This is a genomic window from Pseudomonas sp. ok266, from assembly GCF_900110195.1.
GTDB lineage: Bacteria > Pseudomonadota > Gammaproteobacteria > Pseudomonadales > Pseudomonadaceae > Aquipseudomonas > Aquipseudomonas neuropathica.
The window spans coordinates 385,201-408,089 of the sequence record NZ_FOCU01000001.1; the positions used below are offsets into that span (position 1 = coordinate 385,201).

Below are 22,889 nucleotides of genomic sequence, written 5' to 3' on the forward strand. Positions count from 1 at the left end.
CTATGGACGCCTTTTTTATTTTTCACTCAGGACCTTCTACCGGCCAGCGCGCCGCTTGGCTCAAGCGCTGGCCCACATGTAACAGCAACTTCAATAAATCGCCGTTGGTTGGCTGACATATCCCCAGCCAAACGGAGTGCTTCGAGGTGCAAATCAACAATCTGAAATAGCTTTTCCTTCCTCTTCTTATCCTTCACAGATACCTCCACTTTGATGGGCGTATTTCGTTTGCCAATGTAATGACATGCGTAAGGGCTGCGTAACTGGGCGCAGACTCTGATGTTTGTAGGGCTATGCCCTAATAGTTGTAGGACGCCGGCGAAAGGGTTTCGACGATCTTGTATCGCGGAGTCGGATGCTCCAGTTTGGCCGCTCAATGCAGCCTCTGGAGCCGAGAAATGAACCGCAATGGTATGCGCCCGATTCATCCGGGCGAGGTTCTGAATAAGGAATTCATGGAGCCGTTGGGCATGACTATCATGGATCTGGCCATGCCCACGAACTGGCCCGCAAGTGAGATCGAAAAGCTTGTGAAATGCCAGCTCAGGATCTGCGCCGATCTGGCAATCAGCCTTGCCTCTCATCTCAACACTACGCCTGAGTTCTGGATGAATCTGCAATCGACTTACGATTTGCGCAGGGTCCAGCTCCGGCATGCGGGTTTATAGCGATTGCAGCATCCGCGAAGCCCTTTTCCACCATGGCCCCGTCATTGGGCGCTTGGTCTGTTCCCGTTCCACCACCATCAGCGGCACATCCTGCAACCGTATCCACGGCTGGTTATTCCAGTGCAACAAACTCAACGACATATCCGGCCAACTGAGCAGGCTCAGGTGTGGGCGTTCGCTTGTGGTGGGATGTTGGGCGTCGCGCAGGGTAGGGATGACCTGGTGGGTGATCCATTCGCGTAGCGCTCGGTATTCGGGGCAGTAGTGGTAGACGAGGAGGGCGTAGATGCCGGATTCGCTGATCAGCAGGGTGTTTTCGATTTGATTGTGGATGAGGGTTTTACGGGTTTGGTATTGGTCGGGGTCGAGTTTTCGCAGCATGCGTTCGTTGAGGTAGATGTGCAGCAGGCGACTCAGGTCTCGGGCGCAGAACCAGGGTTGGTTCTGGATGAGAAGGGCGTGGAGGGGGAGTTTGTGGCGGGTGAAGATGTGCGGGCTTAGATAAGTCTCTTCTTGATTCATGGAGCAGTTCCTCTTGCTTAAGGGGCTGCCCTCAATCGTCGCCAAACGATTGGGTGGCAGTTGTACGCGGGTTGGCGAACCGGAGCAAAAGGAACCCGGCAGACCCGAAGGTCTCCCACGCACAACCGCCATGAAACGATGTGGCGGTAAATGTAGCCGCCATCATGGTTGTCGTGCGCCTTAAGCTGTTCGGGTCGCCAAACCCGGTGCTGAACATTCAGCATCGGGTGAGCTTAGAAACCTGGGCTTTTCGGCGCAATCGGACGGCGGTCATTCAGGTTGTAGGACGTTGCCGGGATGGTTGAAGGGCTGGAGATCAAAAGATCGCAGCCTTCGGCAGCTCCTACAGGGGGCGCGGATTATTCAGCGGGCGGCGTCAGCTTTGCTTCCATCTCGGCGACTTTGGCTTCGAGGCTTTCGAGGCGTGCGCGAGTACGCGCCAACACAACCATCTGACTATCGAATTCTTCCCGGCTCACCAGGTCGAGTTTGCTGAAGGCGCTTTGCAGCAGCATCTTGAACTGGCTTTCGATTTCGGCTTTCGGCAGCGGGGTGTCGCCGCTGAACAGGCGTGAGGCGGTGCCGCTCAGGGCGTCGAGGAAGTCTTTGGGCGCGAGCATGGAATGTGTCCTGTAAACAGTGGCGGGCAGTGTATCACGCAGTGTCTATAGTCACTGATGCAGGCATGGATGCACGCTTTTCGCGCAAGAGGGCGGGCGGCGACGCACCGTTGTTGTGCGTAACCGTCGGGCCTTTTTCGCGCTAACGCCTGTGGCAGCGGCCAAGGGATTGAAATCAGGGGATTTTGGCGAGATGGCAAGCTTTCTGCTTAGTCACCTTCGACCCATGCACTGATGCAGTCGCTGTGACGAATGCAGTGCGGCAGACGGAGCGGGGAGTTTCGTCGGCAGCGGTTAGCTGGCGTCAGTCGGGCAGGTAAGGCCGACGATGCGTTACAAAGCCAGGCACTGCGCTTAGACTTGAGTCGGGTTTGTTTTCCTGGGGCAAGTCCACCAATTCGGGAGAGAGTTTCATGAAGCTAGTCACTGCCATCATCAAGCCGTTCAAGTTGGACGACGTGCGCGAGTCGCTGTCCGAAATCGGCGTGCAGGGCATTACCGTTACTGAAGTCAAAGGCTTCGGCCGGCAGAAGGGTCACACCGAGCTGTATCGCGGCGCGGAATATGTGGTCGATTTTCTGCCCAAGGTGAAAATCGACGTGGCCATCGACGACAAGGATCTGGATCGGGTTATCGAGGCGATAACCAAAGCGGCCAACACCGGCAAGATCGGTGACGGCAAGATCTTCGTGGTCAATCTGGAACAGGCGATTCGCATCCGTACCGGCGAAACCGATACCGACGCGATTTAACCGCCGCCACAAACCCCAACGCCCCAGGAGAAAACAATATGACTCTGCGTAAATTCGCAGGGCTAGGAGCCCTGTTGTCCATCGTAATGCCAAGCCTTGCAATGGCGGCAGACGAAGTGGCGGCCCCGGTCCTCAATTCCGGCGACACTGCCTGGATGCTCACCTCGACAGCCCTCGTGCTGTTCATGACCATCCCGGGCCTGGCGCTGTTCTACGGCGGCATGGTTCGCTCGAAAAACATTCTTTCTGTGATGATGCAGTGCTTCGCCATTACCGGTCTGATCAGCATCCTGTGGGTCATTTATGGCTACAGCATTGCGTTCGACACCACCGGCATGGAGCAGGGCGTCGTCAACTTCAACTCGTTCTTCGGCGGCATGGGCAAGGCGTTCCTCGCCGGTGTCACGCCGTCGAGCCTGACCGGCCCAGCGGCGCTGTTCCCTGAGGCGGTGTTCATCACCTTCCAGATGACCTTCGCGATCATCACCCCGGCGCTGATCGTCGGTGCGTTCGCCGAGCGGATGAAGTTCTCCGCGATGCTGATCTTCATGGGCGTCTGGTTCACCCTGGTTTATGCACCGATCGCGCACATGGTCTGGTCCGGCAACGGCGGCCTGATGTGGGACTGGGGCGTACTCGACTTCGCGGGCGGCACCGTGGTGCACATCAACGCTGGTGTGGCTGGTCTGATCGCCTGCCTGGTATTGGGCAAGCGCAAAGGCTTCCCGACCACGCCGATGGCTCCGCACAACCTCGGTTACACCCTGATGGGCGCGGCGATGCTGTGGGTCGGCTGGTTCGGCTTCAACGCCGGTTCCGCTGCAGCGGCCAACGGCACCGCCGGCATGGCGATGCTGGTCACTCAGATCGCTACCGCTGCTGCCGCGCTGGGCTGGATGTTTGCCGAATGGATTACTCACGGTAAGCCAAGTGCACTGGGCATCGCTTCGGGTGTGGTTGCTGGCCTGGTGGCAATTACGCCGGCTGCCGGCACCGTAGGCCCTATGGGCGCACTGGTGATCGGTCTGGCCGCAGGCGTGGTGTGCTTCTTCTGCGCCACCACCCTGAAACGCAAACTCGGTTATGACGATTCCCTGGACGCGTTCGGCGTACACGGTATCGGCGGTATCCTCGGCGCGATCCTCACCGGTGTCTTCGCTGCACCGTCGCTGGGTGGCTTCGGCACCGTGACCGACATCGCCGCACAAGTGTGGATTCAGTGCAAAGGCGTGGGCTTCACGGTGATATACACCGCGATCGTCACCTTCATCATCCTCAAGGTGCTGGACGCTGTGATGGGTCTGCGTGTGACCGAGGAAGAAGAATCGGTCGGCCTCGATCTGGCACAGCACAACGAACGCGGCTACAACCTGTAAGTACGCGCAGCAAAAAACTTGCCCGGTTCGCCGGGCATTTTTTTGTCTGGAATTTGTCGCAAAGAGAGCAGCTGAAAGGATTTTTCGTACGGCTTTGGTCGTGTTTACGACGAGCGTTTTTCTACGGCCAATGGCTTACATCATTGCAGGAATATTAGGGCCTTTGTTTTTTCCCAGAGCGCGCTAGAATGCGCCCCGAACGTGCGGAGAACTGTATGTGGCAACAGACTCTGATAACCCTGCGGACACGGCCCCGGGGCTTTCATCTGGTGACGGACGAGTTGATCAAAGGGCTGCCTGAACTCAGGGAGTGCCGGGTCGGTCTGTTGCATTTGTGGCTGCAGCATACCTCGGCGTCGTTGACCATCAACGAGAACGCCGATCCGGCGGTACGTCGCGACTTCGAACGATTTTTCAATCGTCTGATCCCACAAGGAACAGACGGCTATGAGCATAACGACGAAGGCCTGGACGACCTCCCGGCGCACTTCAAGGCCAGCGTGCTTGGCTGCCAGATCAGTCTGCCGGTTTCGGCAGGTCGCCTGGCACTGGGAACCTGGCAAGGCGTTTATCTGGGCGAGCACCGTGATCATGGCGGTGCCCGAAAAGTCCTCGCCACCTTGCACGGTGAAGGGGCGTAAACCGTTGGTCACCAATGGTTACTGATTTTTTAACGGCGACTTTCGACAGTTGCCAAAGCTGGTCTATAACTAATCTGCTTTTCGCAAGTCATGAGGTAGAACATGAGCGACGATGATCTGGAAAACGACGACCTCGAAGTAGGCGACGAAGACGAGGCCGAGGAAGGTCTGGAAGCAGCAGCGGAAGACGTTGCTGAAGACGATGGTGGCGACGATACGCCGGCCCCGGCTGCCAAAGGCAAAGCCAAGGCCGCGGTGTCGGTAGATGAATTGCCGAGCATTGAAGCCAAGAACAAGGAACGCGACGCCCTGGCCAAGGCCATGGAAGAGTTCCTGTCGCGTGGCGGAAAAGTGCAGGAAGTGGAGGCCAATGTGGTCGCCGATCCGCCGAAGAAGCCGGACAACAAGTACGGCAGCCGCCCTATCTGAGGCGTGCCGCTGGCTTGCTGAAAAGGCCCGCCGTCGCTGCGGGCTTTTTCATGCCTGGAATAAATGAGCTGAAGTGAATGCAGTTCCCTTGTGGGAGCGAGCTTGCTCGCGAATGCGGTAGGTCGTACAGCATTGCAGTGACTGACCTGACGCTTTCGCGAGCAAGCTCGCTCCCACAGGGTTTGTGGATTATTTCGAGGTGGCATTCCAGCGTGCGAGTACGGCTGGCAAATCACTCAGGCTGCGAATCTCGGCATCCGGCAGACGATCCGCTTCCCAGACTTTCCCCGCCGGGTTAAACCAGATTGCCCGCAACCCCGCCTGTTGTGCTCCAGCGATGTCATCGCCCGGATGATCGCCAATATGCACGGCTGTTTCGGCTGTAGCGCCACCACGCTGCAAAGCTTCATGAAACAACCGGGCATCCGGTTTGGCGATGCCGATATCTTCCGCGCACAACGCAAACTTGAAGTAGTCCGCCAGGCCCAATCGACGCACATCAGCATTGCCATTGGTGACCACGCCAAGCGCATAGTAATTGGCGAGAATCTCCAGTACTGGTTCGACTTCAGGGAACACTTCGATCTGATGCCGCGCATTCAGAAACACTTCAAAACTCTTGTCCGCCAGCGCCGACGCCTCGTCATGGGCGTACCCGGCTTCTTCCAGTGCATGGAACAACACCCGCCGGCGCAGCGCGCTGATGCGATGTTTCAGCCCCGGCTCATTGGCCAGCACCCGCTCACGAATCCCCCACAAATGCTCCACCGGCACCGCACCCAGATTCGGCGCATGTTCGCTCAGCCATTCGCGCAATATCGCTTCGGCGCTGACGATCACCGGAGCGGTGTCCCACAAGGTGTCGTCGAGGTCGAAGGTGATCAACTGGATGCTCATGAATCATCGCCTTTCATGCGTTTGGCTCGTGGGTGAGCACTGTCGTAGACCGCCGCCAGGTGCTGGAAGTCCAGGTGGGTGTAGATCTGCGTAGTCTTGATGTCCGAATGGCCGAGCAGTTCCTGCACCGCGCGCAGGTCCTGCGAGGATTCCAGCAAGTGGCTGGCGAAGGAATGCCGCAGCATGTGCGGGTGCAGGTTCTGCCCCAGTTCGCGTTCGCCGGCCAGTTTGACCCGCACCTGAATCGCTCGCGGGCCGAGGCGCCGACCTTGCTGGCTGACGAACACGGCGTCGTCTGCGGGGTTGGTCATGGCCCGTAACGGTAGCCATTGTTCCAGTGCTTCGCGGGCCTTTTTACCCACTGGCAGCAGGCGGGTCTTGCTGCCTTTGCCAAGCACTTGAACCATGCCATCGGCCAGATCAAGTTGATCAAGATTAAGCCCGGTCAGCTCTGACAAGCGCAGGCCGGAGGAGTAGAACAACTCCAGAATCGCCTGATCGCGCCGCGCAAGAAAATCATCCTCGACCGCCCCTTCAAGCAGTTGCAGTGCGCGATCAGTATCGAGGGTTTTCGGCAGGCGACGTTCGCCCTTCGGCGGTGCCAGACCGGTTGCCGGATCGTGGTCGCAAAGACCTTCGCGATTCAGATAGTGGTAAAGCCCGCGCACCGCTGACAGCAGCCGCGCGAGGCTGCGCGAGGATTGCCCCTGCGCATGCAGACGAGCGATCAGGCTGCGCAGACGCTGAATATCCAGCGCCGCCCAGCTGCCGATGTTCTGTTTGACGCACCAGCCAAGGACTTTATCGAGATCGCGGCGGTAGGCCGACAGCGTGTGCGGCGACACCTGTCGCTCACTGCGCAGGTGTTCGCAGTAAGCGTCAAGTTGCCGTTCCATGCTCAGCGTACCGAGCGCAGGGAGCTGTTGACCCGTGGCAGCACACGGCCCATGACTTCGGCGATATAGCTGAGGAACAGCGTACCGACCGAACTCTTGTAGTGCTGCGGATCACGGCTGGCGATCGCCAGAATGCCGTGGATGCCTTGATGACTGACCGCGACCACGGCGGTGGAGCCGATCTGTTTGCGCTGTTCTTCGCCGAAGAGGAAGTCCAGTTCATGCTCACGCAGGCTGCCGCTGACGCTTTTGCCTTCGGTGAGCAAGCCACCGATGGCGACTTGTGCGTCGGCGTGAGTGACCCAGCGACCGACCGGTGCCGGGTTGTCACCGAGCAGAATCAGGCTGACAAAGGGCACCTGAAAATCCTGGCGCAGGCTGTCTTCGACGCTGATCACCACGTCTTCGAGGCTGGCGGCGTCCATCAGGGACAGTATGAGACGGCGGGTCTTGTCGAACAGTCGATCGTTGTCGCGGGCGACGTCCATCAATTGCGAGAGGCGATGGCGCATCTCGATGTTGCGGTCGCGCAGAATGGTCATCTGCCGCTCGACCAGCGAAACGGTATCGCCACGCTGGTGAGGAATGCGCAGGGCGGGCAGCAGTTCTTCGTGCTCGACGAAGAAGTCCGGATGAGCCTCCAGGTATGCGGCAACCGCTGCCGCCTCCAGGCTCTCGGACGCTGATTCGTCGGACTGTCGGGCGGGTACCTGAGGCTTATCGGTCATGGTTTCTGCTCACTCAAAGACGTACTTGTCCTTCGTATACACGCACTGCCGGACCGGTCATCAGAACCGGTTGGCCAGGGCCAGCCCATTCAATGGACAGGCGCCCGCCTGGCAGGTCGATCAATAGCGGCGAATCCATCCACCCCTGGCTGATCGCAGCGACAGCCGCTGCACACGCGCCGGTACCGCAGGCCTGGGTTTCCCCGGCACCGCGTTCCCACACGCGCAACTGCGCACGGTTACGGTCGATGACCTGGAGAAAACCGACATTCACGCGCGCGGGGAAGCGCGGATGGTGTTCGATTTTCGGCCCCAGTTCATGCACCGGTGCATTGTTGATGTCCTGCACGCGCAACACTGCGTGCGGGTTGCCCATCGACACGGCGGCCAGTTCGACCGTGGTGCCGTCGACTTCCAGTTGATAGCTGCTGGCCTGCGCCGGCGCTTCGAACGGAATGTCCGCTGGCACCAGACGCGGGGCGCCCATGTTCACGCCGATCTGGCCGTCGTTACGCACGTCCAGTTCGATGATGCCGCCCTTGGTCTCGACGCGAATCTGCCGTTTGGCGGTCAGACGCTTGTCGAGCACGAAGCGTGCAAAGCAGCGCGCACCGTTGCCGCACTGCTCGACTTCCGAGCCATCGGAATTGAAGATCCGGTAACGGAAATCCACGTCCGGATTGCACGGTGCCTCAACGATCAGCAACTGGTCGAAACCGATGCCGGTGTGGCGGTCGCCCCACTGCTTGGCGTGCTTTGGCTGAATATGCGCGTGCTGGCTGACCAGGTCGAGAACCATGAAGTCATTACCCAAGCCGTGCATTTTGGTAAAACGCAGCAGCATGGGTTACTCCGGCAGCAGGCTTTCGCCGGCAAACAGCTCGGCCACGGTTTCGCGGCGGCGCACTTCAAAAACCTGATCACCGTCTACCAACACTTCGGCAGCACGGCCGCGGGTGTTGTAGTTGGAACTCATCACAAAACCGTAGGCACCGGCCGAATGCACGGCCAGCAGATCGCCTTCGGCCAGGGCCAATTCACGGTCCTTGGCGAGGAAGTCACCGGTTTCGCAGATCGGGCCGACGATGTCGTATTTGCGCGCAGCGGTGTCACGCGGTTTGACCGCGGTGACGTCCATCCACGCCTGATACAGCGCCGGGCGGATCAGGTCGTTCATCGCCGCGTCGACGATGGCGAAGTCTTTATGTTCGGTGTGCTTGAGGTACTCGACCTGCGTCAGCAGCACGCCGGCATTGGCGACGATGAAACGGCCCGGCTCGAACACCAGCGCCAGGTCACGTCCGTTCAAGCGCTCGCGCACAGCCTTGATGTAGTCGGCAGCCAATGGAGGCTCTTCATCGCGATAGCGCACGCCCAAACCACCACCGAGATCGATGTGGCGCAGGTGAATGCCGCAGTCGCCGAGACGATCGACCAGATCCAGCAAGCGATCGAGCGCATCAAGGAACGGTGGCAGGGTGGTCAGTTGCGAGCCGATGTGGCAGTCGACACCGACCACTTCCAGGTTCGGCAGATGCGCGGCGCGCACGTACACGTCTTCGGCGTCGGCGATGGCGATGCCGAACTTGTTCTCTTTGAGACCGGTAGAAATGTACGGGTGGGTGCCGGCATCGACGTCCGGGTTCACCCGCAGCGATACCGGGGCGCGAACGCCCAGCTCGGCGGCGACCACTTGCAGGCGCTCCAGCTCGTCGGTGGATTCGACGTTGAAGCAGTGCACGCCGACTTCGAGGGCGCGACGCATGTCGTCACGGGTCTTGCCGACACCGGAGAAGACGATCTTGTCAGCGCTGCCGCCAGCGGCCAGAACGCGTTCCAGCTCGCCACGGGAAACGATGTCGAAACCGGCACCGAGACGGGCCAGGACATTCAGTACGCCGAGGTTGGAGTTGGCCTTGACCGCAAAGCACACCAGGTGCGGCATGCCGGCCAACGCATCGGCATAGGCCAGATACTGGGCTTCGATGTGCGCGCGGGAGTAGACGTAGGTGGGCGTACCGAAACGATCGGCGATGGCGGACAGCGCCACACCTTCCGCGAACAGCTCCCCGCCACGGTAGTTAAAAGCGTCCATGGCGATCCCTTATTGGTAAACGTCGTGCTTGTGTGCTTTGGACGGCTGCTTCTGCGAAGACTGGGCTTGCTCGGCCGGGTCCTGATCGTCATCCGGCAGGTACAGCGGGCCTTTTTGACCACAGGCCGAAACGAGGCAGGCAACCGCGACGAGCGCAGCAAGGGAAGAGATCAGGCGCTTCATGGCGAAATCCTTGAAAATGCGTTAATTGCGCCGGAGTATACCGGCCACCCGGCAGCTTGCCTATGCGAGGGGGTTCCCGTCCGGCGGGGCTTGTCCGTGAGCACTGGTAACCCTGAGGGAGCGAGCCTGCTCGCGATGGCGGTGTGTCAGGCAACAATAATGTTGAATGTGCCGGCCATTCGCGAGCAGGCTCGCTCCCACAGGGTTGGGTGTTCGATGCCCTGACCGGTGCTTGGTCGTTAATCTTTGCAATCGGCCAGCAGCGTCCGTATCTTTCGGCGCTTGTGCCTGATCAGACATTTTTTGAGGTTGCCGCAATGAGTTTGTCCGAAGCCCGTTTCCACGATCTGGTCGATGAAACCCAGGAAAAACTGGAAGACATCTTTGACGAGAGCGACCTGGACATCGATCTGGAAAGTTCGGCCGGTGTGCTGACCGTCAAGTTCGAAAACGGCTCGCAGCTGATCTTCAGCCGCCAGGAGCCGCTGCGTCAGCTGTGGCTGGCGGCGGTGTCCGGTGGTTTCCACTTCGACTACGACGAAGAAAGCGAGCGCTGGATGTGCGACAAGAGCGAAGAGCAACTGGGCGAAATGCTCGAGCGCATCGTCAAGCAGCAGGCTGGCGCTGAATTCGACTTCGAAGGTCTGTGATTCCGTGACTGACACCGCTCCCGTTCGTCCACCGAAGCCGCTGTACAGCAACATCAGCCCGGCCGTGCCCTCGCCGTGCAGCGGTGTGTGCCGATTGGATGAGCAGAAGGTCTGCCTCGGCTGCTTCCGCCATGTCGAAGACATTCGCGAATGGCGCTCGGCAGACGATGACCGGCGACGTGTGATTTGCGCGCAGGCGTCGCAGCGCAAACAGTGCGGCGGGGCGTGACTTGTATATTTTTTGAGCTGTGATAGTGTCCGAACACGCCTCAACCCATCGAGGCTTGGTGAAAACCCCGTCTTTTTTGGCGGGGTTTTGCTTTTTTTGTGTGCAGAAGAAAGGAGTCTGCCCGGATCATGACCGCACCTTCCATCACCCTTACCCGTCTGGACGTGCAACGTCTGGAGCGCCTGATCGACAGCCTGGATGACACGCTGCCGGGCGTGATTGCGCTGCAAACCGAGCTGGACCGCGCCGACACCGTGGTCGGTCACGATGAAGTGCCCGCCGATGTCGTGACGATGAATTCCCGTGTGCATTGCCGCGAAGAAGGCAGTGGCAAGGATTACCACCTGACGCTGGTCTACCCGAAGGACGCCAACGCCGATGAAGGCAAGATCTCGATTCTGGCGCCAGTCGGCAGCGCACTGCTGGGCCTCAAGGTCGGTCAGCACATCGACTGGCCGGCTCCGGGTGGCAAGACCCTCAAACTGACCTTGCTTGAAGTCGAATCGCAGCCGGCCAACGGTGGTGATTTCCGCGAGTAAGCCCGCCTCAGACCTGTTCGAGTGCCTCGTTCAGAGCGCGCTCCAGGTCAGCCTTGTAGCGCAGATACAGATTGCTTGAACTCTGCCCGTCACCGAGCAGGCCGGAAAGGTCGAGGTCGGTGATGTAGCAGCGATAGCGTTCGCTCTCGCGGCGCTGCTCGACGATCTCCCGGGCGACCACGCTGAACAGCTGGTCGCCATGTTCCAGTTCGCTGAATTCCCGTTGATTGCAATACAGCGTGACCTGCACTTCGCCCGGTGCGGCTTTGCCGACGATCGCCTGTACGTCGTAGAACGGCTTGTTCACTGGCGTCTGTGGTGCCGACCGCGCTTCGACCCGGCGCGCACGTCCCGGACCTGAAGGCAATAACTGGTAATACAAAGTTTCGAGACGGCCGTCGGGACCGGCGTCCATCGGCAGCACGGCTTCGCGGCGGAACAGAATAGATTGCAGGAAGCGTTGCAACGGCACCAACAGACTCTGCTCGTCGTGATAGGGCAAATGTTGCTGCCACAGCGCGTTGAACTCATCCAGCACGTACAGCTCGGCCTGCTGCTCGGTGATCCGATAGAACACTTGAATGCACTCCGGCTGGCCCATCGGCAGGATCAGTGCAAGGTCGTTATCTTCCAGTGCCATGGGATCCAGGTGCAGCGGACTGTAGCGCGGCTGTTCTTCGCCAAGGTAATCGAGCAGGGCCGGCAGGGTGGCAAGCGCCACATGGTTGACCTGACCCGGCACCAATTCCAGCACGTGATAATGCTGCTGCACCTGAATCAGGTAGCGATGGTTCAACTCGCTGAGCAACAGGTTCTGCGCGGTGTCGATGATTTCTTCAACGCGACGGGCAATGAACTGCGCGCGGTTGTGGCAGAAGCAGCGCACCTTCAATGACGGCTGCAACGGCCCGCGCGGCAGGTTGTTGAGGTAATCGCGTAGGCAGTCGAGCAGGGCATGCGGGCCGTCGAAGCGGTTGACCAGTACTTCGTTCCAGCTATTGAGCGTGACCTGATCCAGGGTCAGCACGAGGTTTTCGCGCACCCCGGCGTAACTCAGCGAGTCGGTGCGCTCGGTGGTCATCAGGATATTCAGGTCGCGGTGATGCTTGAGCGGGTCGACGCCGACGTTGACCAAAATCAGCACTTCGCTTGGCACCGCTGCACGCAGCAACGGTTCTTCCGCGACGGTGGGCAAGGGCAGGGCAATGCACTGTTGCAGGCTGCCAAGCAGGTTGAACAACTCGAACTCGCTCAGGTCGCTGGTGCCGGGATGCAGGGCCAGGCGGGTGCTGCTGTCGATCACGCCGTTGCGGTGGCACCAGGTCAACAGCTCCAGTAACTCGCGGCTGCGCTTGATTGGCGCAAAATGTTCCCACTCAAGTGCCGTGAGGCTGCCGTTATACAGGCCCCACTGGGTTTGTCCCGGTTCCTTTTTATTGCGTGACTGCACCAGGGTCAGGGTGTCTTCGGCCAGATCCGGGGCGATGCCGGGGTTGATGAATTCGACCTTGTCGGCCTTGCGTTCGAAGGCCGCGTAGAGCCGGCGCCCCAGCACATTGAGATCGCGTTTATTGATCAGGCTGACGGTTTGTTCTGTGCGGGCGAACTGGGTCAGGAAGCGATAGCTGTAGTTCAGCTCATTGACCAGCGCGCGACGTTCGGCGCTGACCTGGCGGACTTTCCACTGACTGCGGCTGTCGAGCAGCGTCAGTTGCCGCTGATCCCAATGCCACTCGCTGGCAAGCCGTTCCAGCAACGTGCGTTGCCAGCTCTGGGTGCGGCTATTGCCGGTGAGCTTGCGGTTGACCTTCAGGTACAGCGCGCGGCGCACCAGCTCCAGCCGTTCCGGCTCGTTGCGCGCGGTGAGGTATTCCTCGATACACCGGTACACGACCATGTACGGGTCCAGCTCATCCAGATCGAGCTGATTGGCGAACACAGCTTTTTTGAAGCGCAGGCTCAGACATTGCACCTGCGGGTGTTCGCTGGCGTAGACCTCGGTCAGCAGCAGCTTGAGCACCGATTTGTAGGGTGACTCGATGCCCTTGAACAACTGCCACAATCCGGCACCGATGAATTCGCCCGGCGGAATCCGCGCCAGATGACCGAGGTCGAGGGTCTCGTCGGCGCGGATAAAACGCTTGGACAGCAGGGTGTGGGTGTAAAGGTCGTACGCAGTTTCTTCGTAAACCGGCACCAGCCACCAGATCGGCGTGCGTCCGGCCAGCCAGATTGCGGTGCGGTAGAACTCATCCAGCAACAGATAGTGCTGAGTGCTGCCGCAGTTTTCCGAGCTGAGCTGGGTGTCGCGTTCGCCCTTGACGAAGCGCACCGGGTCGATCAGAAAGAAATGCGCCTCAGCACCCTGGCTCGCGGCCCAGGCTTCCAGTAACTGACATTTCTTGCTCAGTTCGGCGAGTTCACCTTCGCTCAAGCCAGGCGCGTGGCAGACCCACACGTCCATGTCACTCTGATCGGCTTGCGCCAGCGTACCGAGGCTGCCCATCAGGAACAGGCCGTGAATCGGTCGCGGCGGATTGCTGCCGTGACGCGGTTTGTACGAAAACGAACGAGTCAGACGCTGTGCTTCGGTCAGCACGTTGGCGTCGGGCTCGTAATTCGACAGGCCGGCCGGCGTGCTGCCCGACACGTAGCCCGGCAGCAGCGGGTGATTAACATGAAAGAACAGCGGCAACAGCGTCAACACACTTTGCTGGCGTGTCGACAGCCCTTCAAGGGCACGACCGAGGCGGCCTTCATTGAGTTTGAGAAAACGCGCGCGCAGCTGGCTGAGTACCTTGCGGTCGATGCCTTCGTCCAGGTCGGGGCGGATTTCGTGGGTGCGCGTCATGTCAGCTCAAACCGGCTCGCAGGCTCGGACGAAGAGGGTCTCGGAATGGGAGGCAGTTTAGCCTTTGCGCAGCGGGACTTTTAAGCTGAATTTGTTTTTTGACGTCAGATTTCTATCGCGGGTGGCCGGGCAAGCCCGCGGAAATCCCGTGGCAGGAGTTCCCGTGGGCAAAGTCAGGGGGAATCAGGCGGTTTCCTGCTCTCTCAGAATGGTCAGCACGGTTTGCACACTTTGTGCGGCATCGCGACCGAGGCTGGTCAGATACCCGCCATCGGGCTGGTCGGTCAGTTCTTTTTCAAAGAGGCGTTTGGCAGCGGCGATGTGTTTCGGGGCAGCGGTCTGATGAATTTTCAGACCTTCCTGGGAACTGTCCAGGTTGAAGAGTGCGAGGACTTCCAGTTCGGCAACCAACTCAGGGGTAAGCGACATAAGGACTCCAGACTTTCTAGGAATTGGACGACAGCGTCCCTAAGGTGAACCCGCTTTTGCGGCATGTCCAGTGCTCAGATCAGGGATTTTGTCTTGAGGCGGATTGCAGTGTAGTCGGGAGGCGGGAGTTGGCTGGATGGATACGTTACAAACATTGTAGGAGTGAGCCTGCTCGCGATAGCGGAGTGCCTGTCAGCATCTTTTTCACTGACAGAACGCTATCGCGAGCAGGCTCACTCCTACAGGATCGGGGCTTACTGCTTTTCGGGTGGCAACTCTGGCAAAGCGCGCAGCGCCGCTTCGTACCATTCGGTATTGAACGCACGGTCTTCATCGAGCATCGCGTCGATTTCGTAAGCCAGCACGTGAGCCATCAGATTGAGGATTTCTTCGCGCTCGACGCCCACCAGGGTCAGCTTGTTGAACGTCGCTTTGGCGGCCGGCGGATTGTCGCTTTCGATCTGGTTTTCGATGGCTTCGATCAACGTCGCTTCGGTGAACTCTTCTTCGTCGTTGTCATTGTCGATGTCTGTCGGCTCGCTCATGGCAGGCTCCTCATGGAAAGGCGCCAGTTTACCCGCATTCAGTGGCGTGATGCTGCTGGCGGGAAAGGCCTGAGCGATCTATAAACAGGCACTGCCCACCCCGCACGGCCTGGAGGCTATGTGATGTTCAAGCTCTACGGATTCTCAGTCAGCAACTACTACAACATGGTCAAACTGGCACTGCTGGAAAAAGGCCTGCCGTTCGAAGAGGTCACGTTCTACCCGACGCAGACACCGGAGTCTCTGGCCATCAGCCCGCGCGGCAAAGTGCCGGTGCTGGGTGTAGACGCTGGTTTTATCAACGAAACCGCGATCATCCTCGAATACCTCGAACAGACCCAGAAAGGCACGCCGCTGCTGCCGAGCGATCCGTTCCAACGCGCGCAGGTATTGGCGATTGCCAAGGAAATCGAGCTGTACATCGAGTTGCCGGGACGCGCTTGTTACGGCGAGGCGTTCTTCGGCATGACCCTGCCGGAGGCGATCAAGGAAAAGACCAAGACTGAATTGCAGCTGGGTTTCGCCGCGCTGGGACGACACGGAAAATTTTCTCCGTACGTGGCGGGCGACAGTCTGAGCATTGCCGATTTGTATTTCCTCTACAGCGTGCCGCTGGCCTGTGCGGTCGGGCAGAAGCTGTTCGGGATTGATCTGCTGGCGGAGTTGCCGCAGGCGAAGGCGCTACTGGAGAGGTTGGAGCAGAATCCGCATGTGCAGAAGATCGCGGCAGACAAGGAAGCTGCGATGCCGGCGTTTTTGGCGATGATCGCTGCCAAGAAGTGAGTTTTATAGCGCTCTGAAGGAAGCCTTCGCGAGCAGGCTCGCTCCCACATTTGGATTTTTGTTGAACACAAAATTTTTGGCCGACAAAAATCCCCTGTGGGAGCGAGCCTGCTCGCGAAGCTTTTGGCTTTTGGCTTTTAGCGGCTAGCGATCAGCGCCTGACCGCGCACCATCGCTGCCTTGACCTGCGCCGGCGCAGTGCCGCCGATATGGTCACGAGCATTCACCGAACCTTCCAGGGTCAGCACGGCAAACACGTCCTGCTCGATCTGATCACTGAACTGGCGCAGTTCTTCCAGGCTCATCTCGGCCAGGTCCTTGCCAGTGTCGACGCCGTACTTCACCGCGTGACCGACGATTTCATGGCAGTCACGGAACGGCAGGCCACGGCGTACCAGGTAGTCAGCCAGGTCGGTCGCGGTGGAGAAACCGCGCAGCGCCGCTTCACGCATGATCGCGTGCTTGGGCTTGATCGCCGGGATCATGTCGGCAAAGGCACGCAGCGAATCGCGCAGGGTGTCGGCGGCGTCGAACAGCGGCTCTTTGTCTTCCTGGTTGTCCTTGTTGTAGGCCAGCGGCTGGCCTTTCATCAGGGTCAGCAGACCCATCAGTGCACCGAACACACGGCCGGTCTTGCCACGTACCAGCTCCGGTACGTCAGGGTTTTTCTTTTGCGGCATGATCGAACTGCCGGTGCAGAAGCGGTCCGGCAGATCAATGAACTGGAACTGCGCGCTGGTCCACAGCACCAGCTCTTCGGAGAAGCGCGACAAGTGCATCATCGCGATGCTCGCGGCCGAGCAGAATTCGATGGCGAAGTCGCGATCGGAAACGTTATCCAGCGAGTTGCCGCCCACGGCGTCGAAACCCAGCAATTGCGCGGTGTATTCGCGGTCGATCGGGTAGGTGGTGCCAGCCAGCGCGGCGCTGCCCAGCGGCATGCGGTTGGTGCGCTTGCGGCAGTCGACCAGACGCTCGTAGTCGCGGCTGAGCATTTCGAACCAGGCCAGCATGTGGTGCCCGAAGGTCACTGGTTGCGCGGTCTGCAGGTGGGTGAAGCCCGGCATGATGCTCGCGGCTTCGCGCTCGGCTTGCTCCAGCAGGCCTTTCTGCAGGCGGGTGATCTCGGCGAGGATCAGGTCGATTTCGTCACGCAGCCACAGGCGAATGTCGGTGGCGACCTGGTCGTTACGGCTACGCCCGGTGTGCAGCTTTTTACCGGTGACGCCGATGCGGTCGGTCAGGCGTGCTTCGATGTTCATGTGCACGTCTTCGAGGTCGACACGCCAGTCGAACTGGCCGGCCTCGATTTCGCCCTGAATGGTCTTCAGGCCGTCGATGATGCTGTCGCGCTCGGCATCGGTCAGCACGCCGACCTTGGCCAGCATGGTGGCGTGGGCGATCGAGCCCATGATGTCGTGGCGATACAGGCGCTGGTCGAAAGTGACGGAGGCGGTGAAGCGGGCGACGAAGGCGTCGACGGGTTCACTGAAGCGGCCGCCCCAGGACTGATTGGTCTTGTCAGTGCTCATGAATTCGCTCGTATCGGCTTGAAGAAAGAAGGCGTGAAACGCTGGCGCGGATAATAACAGGGTTGCCAATCCTGTCGCTGACACTGGTCGATACGTTTTTTTCTCATTGCGTCAGCCATAGTGGCCGCTGGTGCCGGGGGATTTGCACAAGGATATTTTTCGATTGAGCAATATCGGCCCGGCGAGCGTCTACAGTTGGACATAAGGGTCGACGCGGCTCTGGATCGCGCAAAGGTCTGGCCGGCGACTATAAGAAGAGGGGGTGGGTGTTTTGTCCTTCGGCAAACCCCGTGAGAAACGCAGGAAACAGCGGGCTTTGAGCAGTACGACCCGGACACTGGCAAATATTGCTGGCCGACGTACGGCACTTTTTGGCGCTCGGGCTAGTCTTAGCGTGGATCGCGGTGACGGACGTCACTTCACCTGTCTACGCTATCCTTGTGCGAGACTCACGCAGGAATCCAGCGCAATATGAATGTCCTGATCGTTGATGACGAACCACTGGCTCGCGAGCGCCTCAGCCGAATGGTGAGCGAGCTCGAGGGTTATACAGTTCTGGAGCCCGGCGCCACGAATGGCGAAGAGGCGTTGGCACTGATCGACAGCCACAAGCCGGATATCGTGCTGCTCGATATCCGCATGCCGGGTCTCGATGGCCTGCAGGTTGCTGCCCGTTTGTGCGAACGTGAAACGCCGCCGGCCGTGGTGTTTTGCACCAGCCCCGATGAATTTGCCGTGGAAGCCCTGCAGGCCAGCGCCGTGGGCTATGTGGTGAAACCCGTGCGAACCGAACATCTGCATGACGCCCTGAAACGGGCTGAACGTCCCAATCGGGCGCAACTCTCGGCCCTGACCCGTCCTGCTGCTGAAAGCGGCAACGGCCCGCGCAGCCATATCAGCGCCCGCACCCGCAAAGGCATCGAACTGATCCCGCTGGATCAGGTGGTCTACTTTATCGCCGACCACAAGTACGTGACCCTGCGCCACGAGGCCGGTGAAGTGCTGTTGGATGAGCCGCTCAAAGCTCTCGAAGACGAATTCGGCGAGCGCTTTGTGCGTATCCATCGCAACGCGCTGGTCGCCCGCGACCGCATCGAACGTCTGCAGCGTACGCCGCTGGGGCATTTCCAGCTGTTTCTCAAGGGTCTAAATGGTGACGCGCTGATCGTCAGTCGTCGGCACGTGGCCGGTGTGCGCAAGATGATGCAGGGCCTGTAACCCGGTCATTCCGGACAGCTCCAGCTCCTTTTTACCAGGCACTGCGGGCCAGGGAGGCCGCGCCGACTCTGATTCAAGTCAAAGTGGATTTGGCTGAGCTGTTATTATCCGCCGTATCTATTCAGTACGGATTGATCCATGTCCTCTCGCGAAATCCGCATCGCCACCCGTAAAAGTGCGCTTGCCCTCTGGCAGGCCGAATACGTCAAAGCCCGTCTTGAAGCGGCCCACCCGGGCCTGCTGGTGACGCTGGTGCCCATGGTCAGTCGCGGCGACAAACTGCTCGATTCGCCACTGTCGAAAATCGGTGGCAAGGGCCTGTTCGTCAAGGAACTGGAAACTGCGCTGCTGGAAAACCAAGCAGACATCGCCGTCCACTCGATGAAAGATGTGCCGATGGACTTCCCGGAAGGCCTCGGCCTGTTCTGCATCTGCGAGCGTGAAGATCCGCGTGATGCCTTCGTTTCCAATACGTATGCCAGCCTGGAAGCATTGCCTGCCGGCAGCATTGTCGGCACGTCGAGTCTGCGTCGGCAGGCACAGTTGCTCACCCGTCGTCCGGATCTGCAGATCCGCTTTCTGCGCGGCAACGTCAACACTCGCCTGGCCAAACTCGATGCCGGTGAGTACGACGCGATCATCCTCGCCGCCGCTGGCCTGATCCGCCTCGGCTTCGAAGATCGCATCACTTCGGCGATCAGTGTTGATGACAGCCTGCCGGCCGGTGGCCAAGGTGCAGTCGGCATCGAATGCCGCAGCGCCGACACCGAAATCCACGCCTTGCTCGCACCGCTGCATCACGCCGACACCTCGTCGCGCGTCACCGCCGAGCGTGCCCTCAACAAACATTTGAATGGCGGCTGCCAAGTGCCGATCGCCTGCTATGCCGTGCTCGAAGGCGAGCAGTTGTGGTTGCGTGGTCTGGTCGGTGAGCCAAGTGGCGGCAAGCTGCTCAGCGCCCAAGCGCGCGCGCCACGGGCCGATGCCGAAGCACTGGGTGTGAAGGTCGCCGAAGACCTGCTCAGCCAGGGTGCCGACGACATTCTCAAAGCGGTCTACGGCGAGGCAGGTCACGAGTGACCGGTTGGCGCCTGCTGCTGACGCGCCCCGCGGAAGACTGTGCGGCGCTGGCGCAGACGTTGGCCGGGCAGGGCGTTTTCAGTAGCTGTTTGCCGCTTCTGGACATTGTCCCGCTGCCAGTCTCTGAGAAAATTCGTCAGGCGATTACGCAGTTGCCAAGTTGCAGTGCAGTGATTGTCGTCAGCAAACCGGCGGCGCGTATTGCGCTGGATCTGCTCGAAGGTGCATCTGCGCTGACGATGCCGTGGTTCAGTGTCGGCGCGGCGACTGCGCAGATTTTGCTGGATCACGGTCTGGACGCGAACTTCCCGGCCGCCGGCGATGACAGCGAAGCCTTGCTGCAATTGCCGCGTCTGCGTGAGGCGGTCAGCCAGCCCGGCGCGCAGGTGTTGATCTTGCGCGGGGAGGGTGGGCGTGAACTGCTCGCCGAGCGCTTGCGTGAGCTAGGTGCTAGTGTCGAGTATCTGGAATTGTATCGACGCGACCTGCCAGCCTATGCCCTGGATGAGCTGCCACGGCGGATCGAAGCGGAACGCTTGAACGGGCTGGTGGTCAGCAGTGGACAGGGTTTCGAGCACCTGCGCCAAATGGCCGGTGATACCTGGCCGGCCATCGCGCCGTTGCCGTTGTTTGTACCAAGCCCAAGGGTCGCCGAGCTGGCACGTGCCGCCGGGGCTCAAACAGTTGTGGATTGCCGCGGCGCGAGTGCCGCGGCTTTGCTGACGGCGTTGCGGGAGTATCCCGAACCCGTTTTCTAATGCAAAGGATGGATACGTGAGCGAAACAGCCTTGCCAAAAGATGACGTCCAGCCTGTGATTGAACCCCAGGTTGAAACTCCACCGCCGGCCACAGAGCCGCGCCGAGGCAATGGACTGGCCATCGTCGCTTTGTTGCTCGGTGCTGCCGGTGTTGCGATCGGCGGCTGGGGTGTCTGGCAGGTTCGTCACCTGCAGACCAACACTCAACAGCAGTCCGGTGAAGTGCAGGCATTGAACGATCAGGCGCAGAGCCTGAAGCTCAATGAACAGCGTCTGACCGAGCGCCTCGCGCAGTTGCCGGGTGCCGACGAACTTGCCGAGCGCCAGCGTCTGGTGACCCAGCTTCAAGGTGATCAACAGCGCCTCAATCAACGTCTGGAAACGGTGCTGGGCGCTAGCCGCAAGGACTGGCGTCTGGCCGAGGCCGAGCATTTGCTGCGCCTGGCCAGTCTGCGTTTGTCGGCTTTACAGGACATCAGCAGCGCTCAGGCGCTGGTCCAGGGCGCTGACGAAATTCTCCGTGAGCAAAACGATCCAGGCTCTTTCGCCGCCCGCGAGCAAGTGGCGAAAACCCTGGTGGCGCTGCGCAGTACTTCGCAACCGGATCGCACCGGTCTGTTCCTGCGTCTCGGCGCGCTGCGTGATCAAGTCATCGACCTCACCGAGCTTGCGCCGGAGTACAAGGATCGTGGCGAATCGCTGCTGGGCCTGACCGCTGACGGTGACGGCGCCAGTCGTTGGGCGCAGTGGTGGGACCAGGTCTCGCGCTATATCCGTATCGATTTCAATGCCGACAAGAATGTGCGGCCGCTGCTGGCCGGGCAGAGCCTGAGTCAGGTGCGTCTGGCCCTGAGCCTTGCGCTTGAGCAGGCGCAGTGGGCAGCCCTCAACGGTCAGGCGCCGGTCTATACCCAGGCGCTGGCCGAAGCGCGCGATGTGCTCAAGGGCAATTTCAACCCGGACAATCCGCAAAGCAAAGTGATGCTCGAGCAGGTCGGTGAGTTGAGCAAGGAACCGGTCACGGTCACCACGCCGGATCTGGCCGGCACGCTGAGTGCGGTGCAAGCCTACCTTGAACGGCGCAACGTTAACGCCGAAGAGTCGGTGAAACCCTTCGCCAAGCCTGCCGCCAACACCGCGCAGGAGACCACGCCATGAAACGCCTGTATGTGATCGTGTTTCTGGTGATCGCGGCGACAGCGGCGCTGGGTCTGGCGATTGCCGAGCATTCCGGTTACGTGCTGGTGGCCTACAAAAGCTTCCGCTACGAGTCCAGCCTGTGGGCGACGCTGGCGGTCATCGCGGTGCTGTGGCTGCTGATCTGGGGGATCAAGGCACTGGTCGAATTGGTCATGACCTCCAGTGGCGTAGTCAACCCATGGTCGCGCCGCAACCGCAGTCGGCGCGTGCAGGTGGCGATCGAGCACGGTCAACTGGATCTGGCCGAAGGTCGCTGGGCCAGTGCTCAGCGTCACCTGTCTCGAGCGGCTGAAGCCGAGCGCCAGCCATTGCTGTACTACCTCGGTGCTGCCCGCGCAGCCAACGAGCAAGGTCTTTACGAAGAGTGCGATCGTTTGCTGGAACGGGCGCTCGAGCGTCAGCCCCAGGCGGAGCTGGCCATCGCTTTGAGTCATGCGCAGTTGCAGACTGACCGTGGCGACACCGACGGTGCCTTGGTGACGCTGCAAGCGATGCACGATCGCCATCCACACAATGCGCAGACGTTGCGTCAGTTGCAGCGCTTGTATCAGCAGCGCGGCGAATGGTCGGCGGTGATTCGTTTGCTGCCGGAATTGCGCAAGGACAAAGTCCTGCCGCGCGCCGAACTGGCTGAACTCGAGCGCCGCGCCTGGGGTGAAAACCTCTCGCTGGCTGCGCAACGGGAAGAGGATGGCAGCGTGGGTTTGCAGTCGCTCACGCGCGCCTGGGAACAGCTCACTTCGGCGCAACGGCAGGAGCCGCCGCTGGTGTTGGCGTACGCCGAACAGTTGCGGCAGTTGGGCGCCCAGGTCGAAGCAGAAGAAGTGCTGCGCACTGCCCTCAAACGCAAGTACGACAGCCATCTGGCCCGTCTCTACGGGCTGGTGCGCGGCAGCGATCCGGCCCGCCAGTTGCAAACCGCCGAAGGCTGGCTGAAGGAGCATCCGAACGATCCAAGCCTGCTGTTGACCCTCGGCCGACTGTGTCTGCAAACCAGTCTGTGGGGCAAGGCACGGGATTACCTGGAAAGCAGTCTGCGTGTGCAGCGCAATCCCGAGGCGTGTGCGGAACTGGCGCGCCTGCTCGCCCAGTTGGGCGATACCGAGCGCAGCAATCAGTTGTTCCAGGAAGGCCTTGGTCTGCTGGACGAGCGCCTGCTGGCCGCGCCGTTGCCGGCTCCGGCCCAAGTCTGAAGTGGCGAGGGAGTTCGCTCCCTCGCTTACCTTTTGTGGCTGAATTTTCCACTTCGTTGAGCGCCTGAAGCAAA

26 protein-coding genes and 1 pseudogene are annotated in these 22,889 nt (G+C 60.2%); 15 read left to right on the forward strand and 12 right to left on the reverse strand.

The window, feature by feature from the left end:
* Nucleotides 1-398 precede the first annotated feature (398 nt).
* Nucleotides 399-668: a HigA family addiction module antitoxin gene (locus BMY54_RS01800; protein WP_093429710.1), complete on the forward strand. Its 270-nt coding sequence runs from the start codon at nt 399-401 to the stop codon at nt 666-668.
* Here BMY54_RS01800 and BMY54_RS01805 read toward each other — a convergent pair.
* Nucleotides 663-1,190: a BRO-N domain-containing protein gene (locus BMY54_RS01805; protein ID WP_093429711.1), complete on the reverse strand. Its 528-nt coding sequence runs from the start codon at nt 1,188-1,190 to the stop codon at nt 663-665. The two genes, BMY54_RS01800 and BMY54_RS01805, sit on opposite strands and share 6 nt — an antisense overlap.
* Before the next feature lie 359 nt (nt 1,191-1,549).
* Entirely contained in the window at nt 1,550-1,810 is a 261-nt protein-coding gene (locus tag BMY54_RS01810; protein WP_007920416.1) for an accessory factor UbiK family protein, read from the reverse strand.
* A gap of 413 nt (nt 1,811-2,223) precedes the next feature.
* On the opposite strand from BMY54_RS01810, the gene glnK reads away from it, so the two are divergent.
* From glnK to sutA, 4 genes are all read left to right on the forward strand, one after another.
* On the forward strand, nt 2,224-2,562 hold the full coding sequence (glnK, locus tag BMY54_RS01815; RefSeq protein WP_002555808.1) for a P-II family nitrogen regulator: 339 nt from the start codon (nt 2,224-2,226) through the stop codon (nt 2,560-2,562).
* Between the two features lie 38 nt (nt 2,563-2,600).
* The gene (locus BMY54_RS01820; RefSeq protein WP_083367564.1) at nt 2,601-3,938 is read left to right on the forward strand and encodes an ammonium transporter; all 1,338 of its coding nucleotides are present in this window, start codon (nt 2,601-2,603) and stop codon (nt 3,936-3,938) included.
* Between the two features lie 215 nt (nt 3,939-4,153).
* Nucleotides 4,154-4,579 (forward strand): secondary thiamine-phosphate synthase enzyme YjbQ, encoded by a 426-nt coding sequence (locus tag BMY54_RS01825; RefSeq protein WP_093429712.1) that lies wholly within the window; start codon nt 4,154-4,156, stop codon nt 4,577-4,579.
* A 102-nt stretch (nt 4,580-4,681) separates the two neighbouring features.
* Nucleotides 4,682-5,008: a transcriptional regulator SutA gene (gene sutA / locus BMY54_RS01830; RefSeq protein ID WP_093429713.1), complete on the forward strand. Its 327-nt coding sequence runs from the start codon at nt 4,682-4,684 to the stop codon at nt 5,006-5,008.
* Nucleotides 5,009-5,197: 189 nt separating this feature from the next.
* Here sutA and BMY54_RS01835 read toward each other — a convergent pair whose 3' ends face one another.
* From BMY54_RS01835 to BMY54_RS01860, 6 genes are read right to left on the reverse strand one after another with little or no spacing between them, the layout of a single operon-like run.
* Entirely contained in the window at nt 5,198-5,905 is a 708-nt protein-coding gene (locus BMY54_RS01835; RefSeq protein ID WP_093429714.1) for an HAD family hydrolase, read from the reverse strand.
* Nucleotides 5,902-6,801 (reverse strand): tyrosine recombinase XerC, encoded by a 900-nt coding sequence (gene xerC, locus BMY54_RS01840; protein ID WP_007950060.1) that lies wholly within the window; start codon nt 6,799-6,801, stop codon nt 5,902-5,904. The genes BMY54_RS01835 and xerC overlap by 4 nt, the downstream gene beginning before the upstream one ends.
* Nucleotides 6,802-6,803: 2 nt before the next feature.
* Nucleotides 6,804-7,529 carry a DUF484 family protein gene (locus BMY54_RS01845; protein ID WP_064116398.1) on the reverse strand — a complete coding sequence of 242 codons (726 nt, stop codon included), beginning with the start codon at nt 7,527-7,529 and terminating at the stop codon, nt 6,804-6,806.
* 13 nt (nt 7,530-7,542) lie between these two features.
* Nucleotides 7,543-8,373 carry a diaminopimelate epimerase gene (gene dapF / locus BMY54_RS01850; RefSeq protein WP_093429715.1) on the reverse strand — a complete coding sequence of 277 codons (831 nt, stop codon included), beginning with the start codon at nt 8,371-8,373 and terminating at the stop codon, nt 7,543-7,545.
* A gap of 3 nt (nt 8,374-8,376) precedes the next feature.
* Nucleotides 8,377-9,624, reverse strand: a complete 1,248-nt coding sequence (gene lysA / locus BMY54_RS01855) for a diaminopimelate decarboxylase (RefSeq protein ID WP_064389521.1) — start codon at nt 9,622-9,624, stop codon at nt 8,377-8,379.
* Nucleotides 9,625-9,633: 9 nt separating this feature from the next.
* Nucleotides 9,634-9,807, reverse strand: a complete 174-nt coding sequence (locus tag BMY54_RS01860; RefSeq protein ID WP_007911098.1) for an LPS translocon maturation chaperone LptM — start codon at nt 9,805-9,807, stop codon at nt 9,634-9,636.
* 317 nt (nt 9,808-10,124) lie between these two features.
* Here BMY54_RS01860 and cyaY point away from each other — a divergent pair, with 317 nt between their 5' ends.
* From cyaY to rnk, 3 genes are all read left to right on the forward strand, one after another.
* A complete protein-coding gene (cyaY, locus tag BMY54_RS01865) occupies nt 10,125-10,457 on the forward strand; it encodes an iron donor protein CyaY (RefSeq protein ID WP_077575013.1) in 333 nt (110 codons plus the stop codon).
* 4 nt (nt 10,458-10,461) lie between these two features.
* Nucleotides 10,462-10,686: a DUF1289 domain-containing protein gene (locus BMY54_RS01870; RefSeq protein WP_093429716.1), complete on the forward strand. Its 225-nt coding sequence runs from the start codon at nt 10,462-10,464 to the stop codon at nt 10,684-10,686.
* 128 nt (nt 10,687-10,814) lie between these two features.
* Nucleotides 10,815-11,225: a nucleoside diphosphate kinase regulator gene (rnk, locus tag BMY54_RS01875; protein ID WP_034152030.1), complete on the forward strand. Its 411-nt coding sequence runs from the start codon at nt 10,815-10,817 to the stop codon at nt 11,223-11,225.
* A 7-nt stretch (nt 11,226-11,232) separates the two neighbouring features.
* On the opposite strand, the gene BMY54_RS01880 is transcribed toward rnk, so the two are convergent.
* The 3 genes from BMY54_RS01880 to BMY54_RS01890 all read right to left on the reverse strand — a co-directional run bounded on the left by BMY54_RS01880 (nt 11,233) and on the right by BMY54_RS01890 (nt 15,050).
* A complete protein-coding gene (locus BMY54_RS01880; protein ID WP_093429717.1) occupies nt 11,233-14,076 on the reverse strand; it encodes a class I adenylate cyclase in 2,844 nt (947 codons plus the stop codon).
* A gap of 183 nt (nt 14,077-14,259) precedes the next feature.
* Complete coding sequence (locus BMY54_RS01885) at nt 14,260-14,505, reverse strand: TIGR02647 family protein (RefSeq protein WP_047596728.1); 246 nt, start codon at nt 14,503-14,505, stop codon at nt 14,260-14,262.
* A gap of 254 nt (nt 14,506-14,759) precedes the next feature.
* Nucleotides 14,760-15,050, reverse strand: coding sequence for a hypothetical protein (locus BMY54_RS01890; protein ID WP_093429718.1), 291 nt, complete (start codon nt 15,048-15,050; stop codon nt 14,760-14,762).
* Nucleotides 15,051-15,173: 123 nt separating this feature from the next.
* On the opposite strand from BMY54_RS01890, the gene BMY54_RS01895 reads away from it, so the two are divergent.
* Nucleotides 15,174-15,833 (forward strand): glutathione S-transferase family protein, encoded by a 660-nt coding sequence (locus BMY54_RS01895; protein WP_093429719.1) that lies wholly within the window; start codon nt 15,174-15,176, stop codon nt 15,831-15,833.
* Between the two features lie 137 nt (nt 15,834-15,970).
* Here BMY54_RS01895 and argH read toward each other — a convergent pair whose 3' ends face one another.
* Nucleotides 15,971-17,365, reverse strand: a complete 1,395-nt coding sequence (argH, locus tag BMY54_RS01900; RefSeq protein WP_093429720.1) for an argininosuccinate lyase — start codon at nt 17,363-17,365, stop codon at nt 15,971-15,973.
* Between the two features lie 334 nt (nt 17,366-17,699).
* On the opposite strand from argH, the pseudogene BMY54_RS31165 reads away from it, so the two are divergent.
* The 6 genes and pseudogenes from BMY54_RS31165 to BMY54_RS01925 all read left to right on the forward strand — a co-directional run.
* Nucleotides 17,700-17,840, forward strand: a pseudogene (locus BMY54_RS31165) (sensor histidine kinase); the annotation flags it as partial.
* On the forward strand, nt 17,837-18,583 hold the full coding sequence (locus BMY54_RS01905) for a LytR/AlgR family response regulator transcription factor (RefSeq protein WP_093429721.1): 747 nt from the start codon (nt 17,837-17,839) through the stop codon (nt 18,581-18,583). The pseudogene BMY54_RS31165 and the gene BMY54_RS01905, both read left to right, overlap by 4 nt.
* A 138-nt stretch (nt 18,584-18,721) precedes the next feature.
* A complete protein-coding gene (gene hemC, locus BMY54_RS01910; RefSeq protein WP_093429722.1) occupies nt 18,722-19,663 on the forward strand; it encodes a hydroxymethylbilane synthase in 942 nt (313 codons plus the stop codon).
* Nucleotides 19,660-20,421, forward strand: a complete 762-nt coding sequence (locus BMY54_RS01915) for a uroporphyrinogen-III synthase (protein ID WP_093429723.1) — start codon at nt 19,660-19,662, stop codon at nt 20,419-20,421. The genes hemC and BMY54_RS01915 overlap by 4 nt, the downstream gene beginning before the upstream one ends.
* Before the next feature lie 16 nt (nt 20,422-20,437).
* Nucleotides 20,438-21,580, forward strand: coding sequence for a uroporphyrinogen-III C-methyltransferase (locus tag BMY54_RS01920; protein ID WP_093429724.1), 1,143 nt, complete (start codon nt 20,438-20,440; stop codon nt 21,578-21,580).
* Nucleotides 21,577-22,815, forward strand: coding sequence for a heme biosynthesis protein HemY (locus BMY54_RS01925; protein ID WP_093429725.1), 1,239 nt, complete (start codon nt 21,577-21,579; stop codon nt 22,813-22,815). Before BMY54_RS01920 ends, BMY54_RS01925 begins: the two co-directional genes overlap by 4 nt.
* The last annotated feature ends 74 nt before the right edge of the window (nt 22,816-22,889 follow it).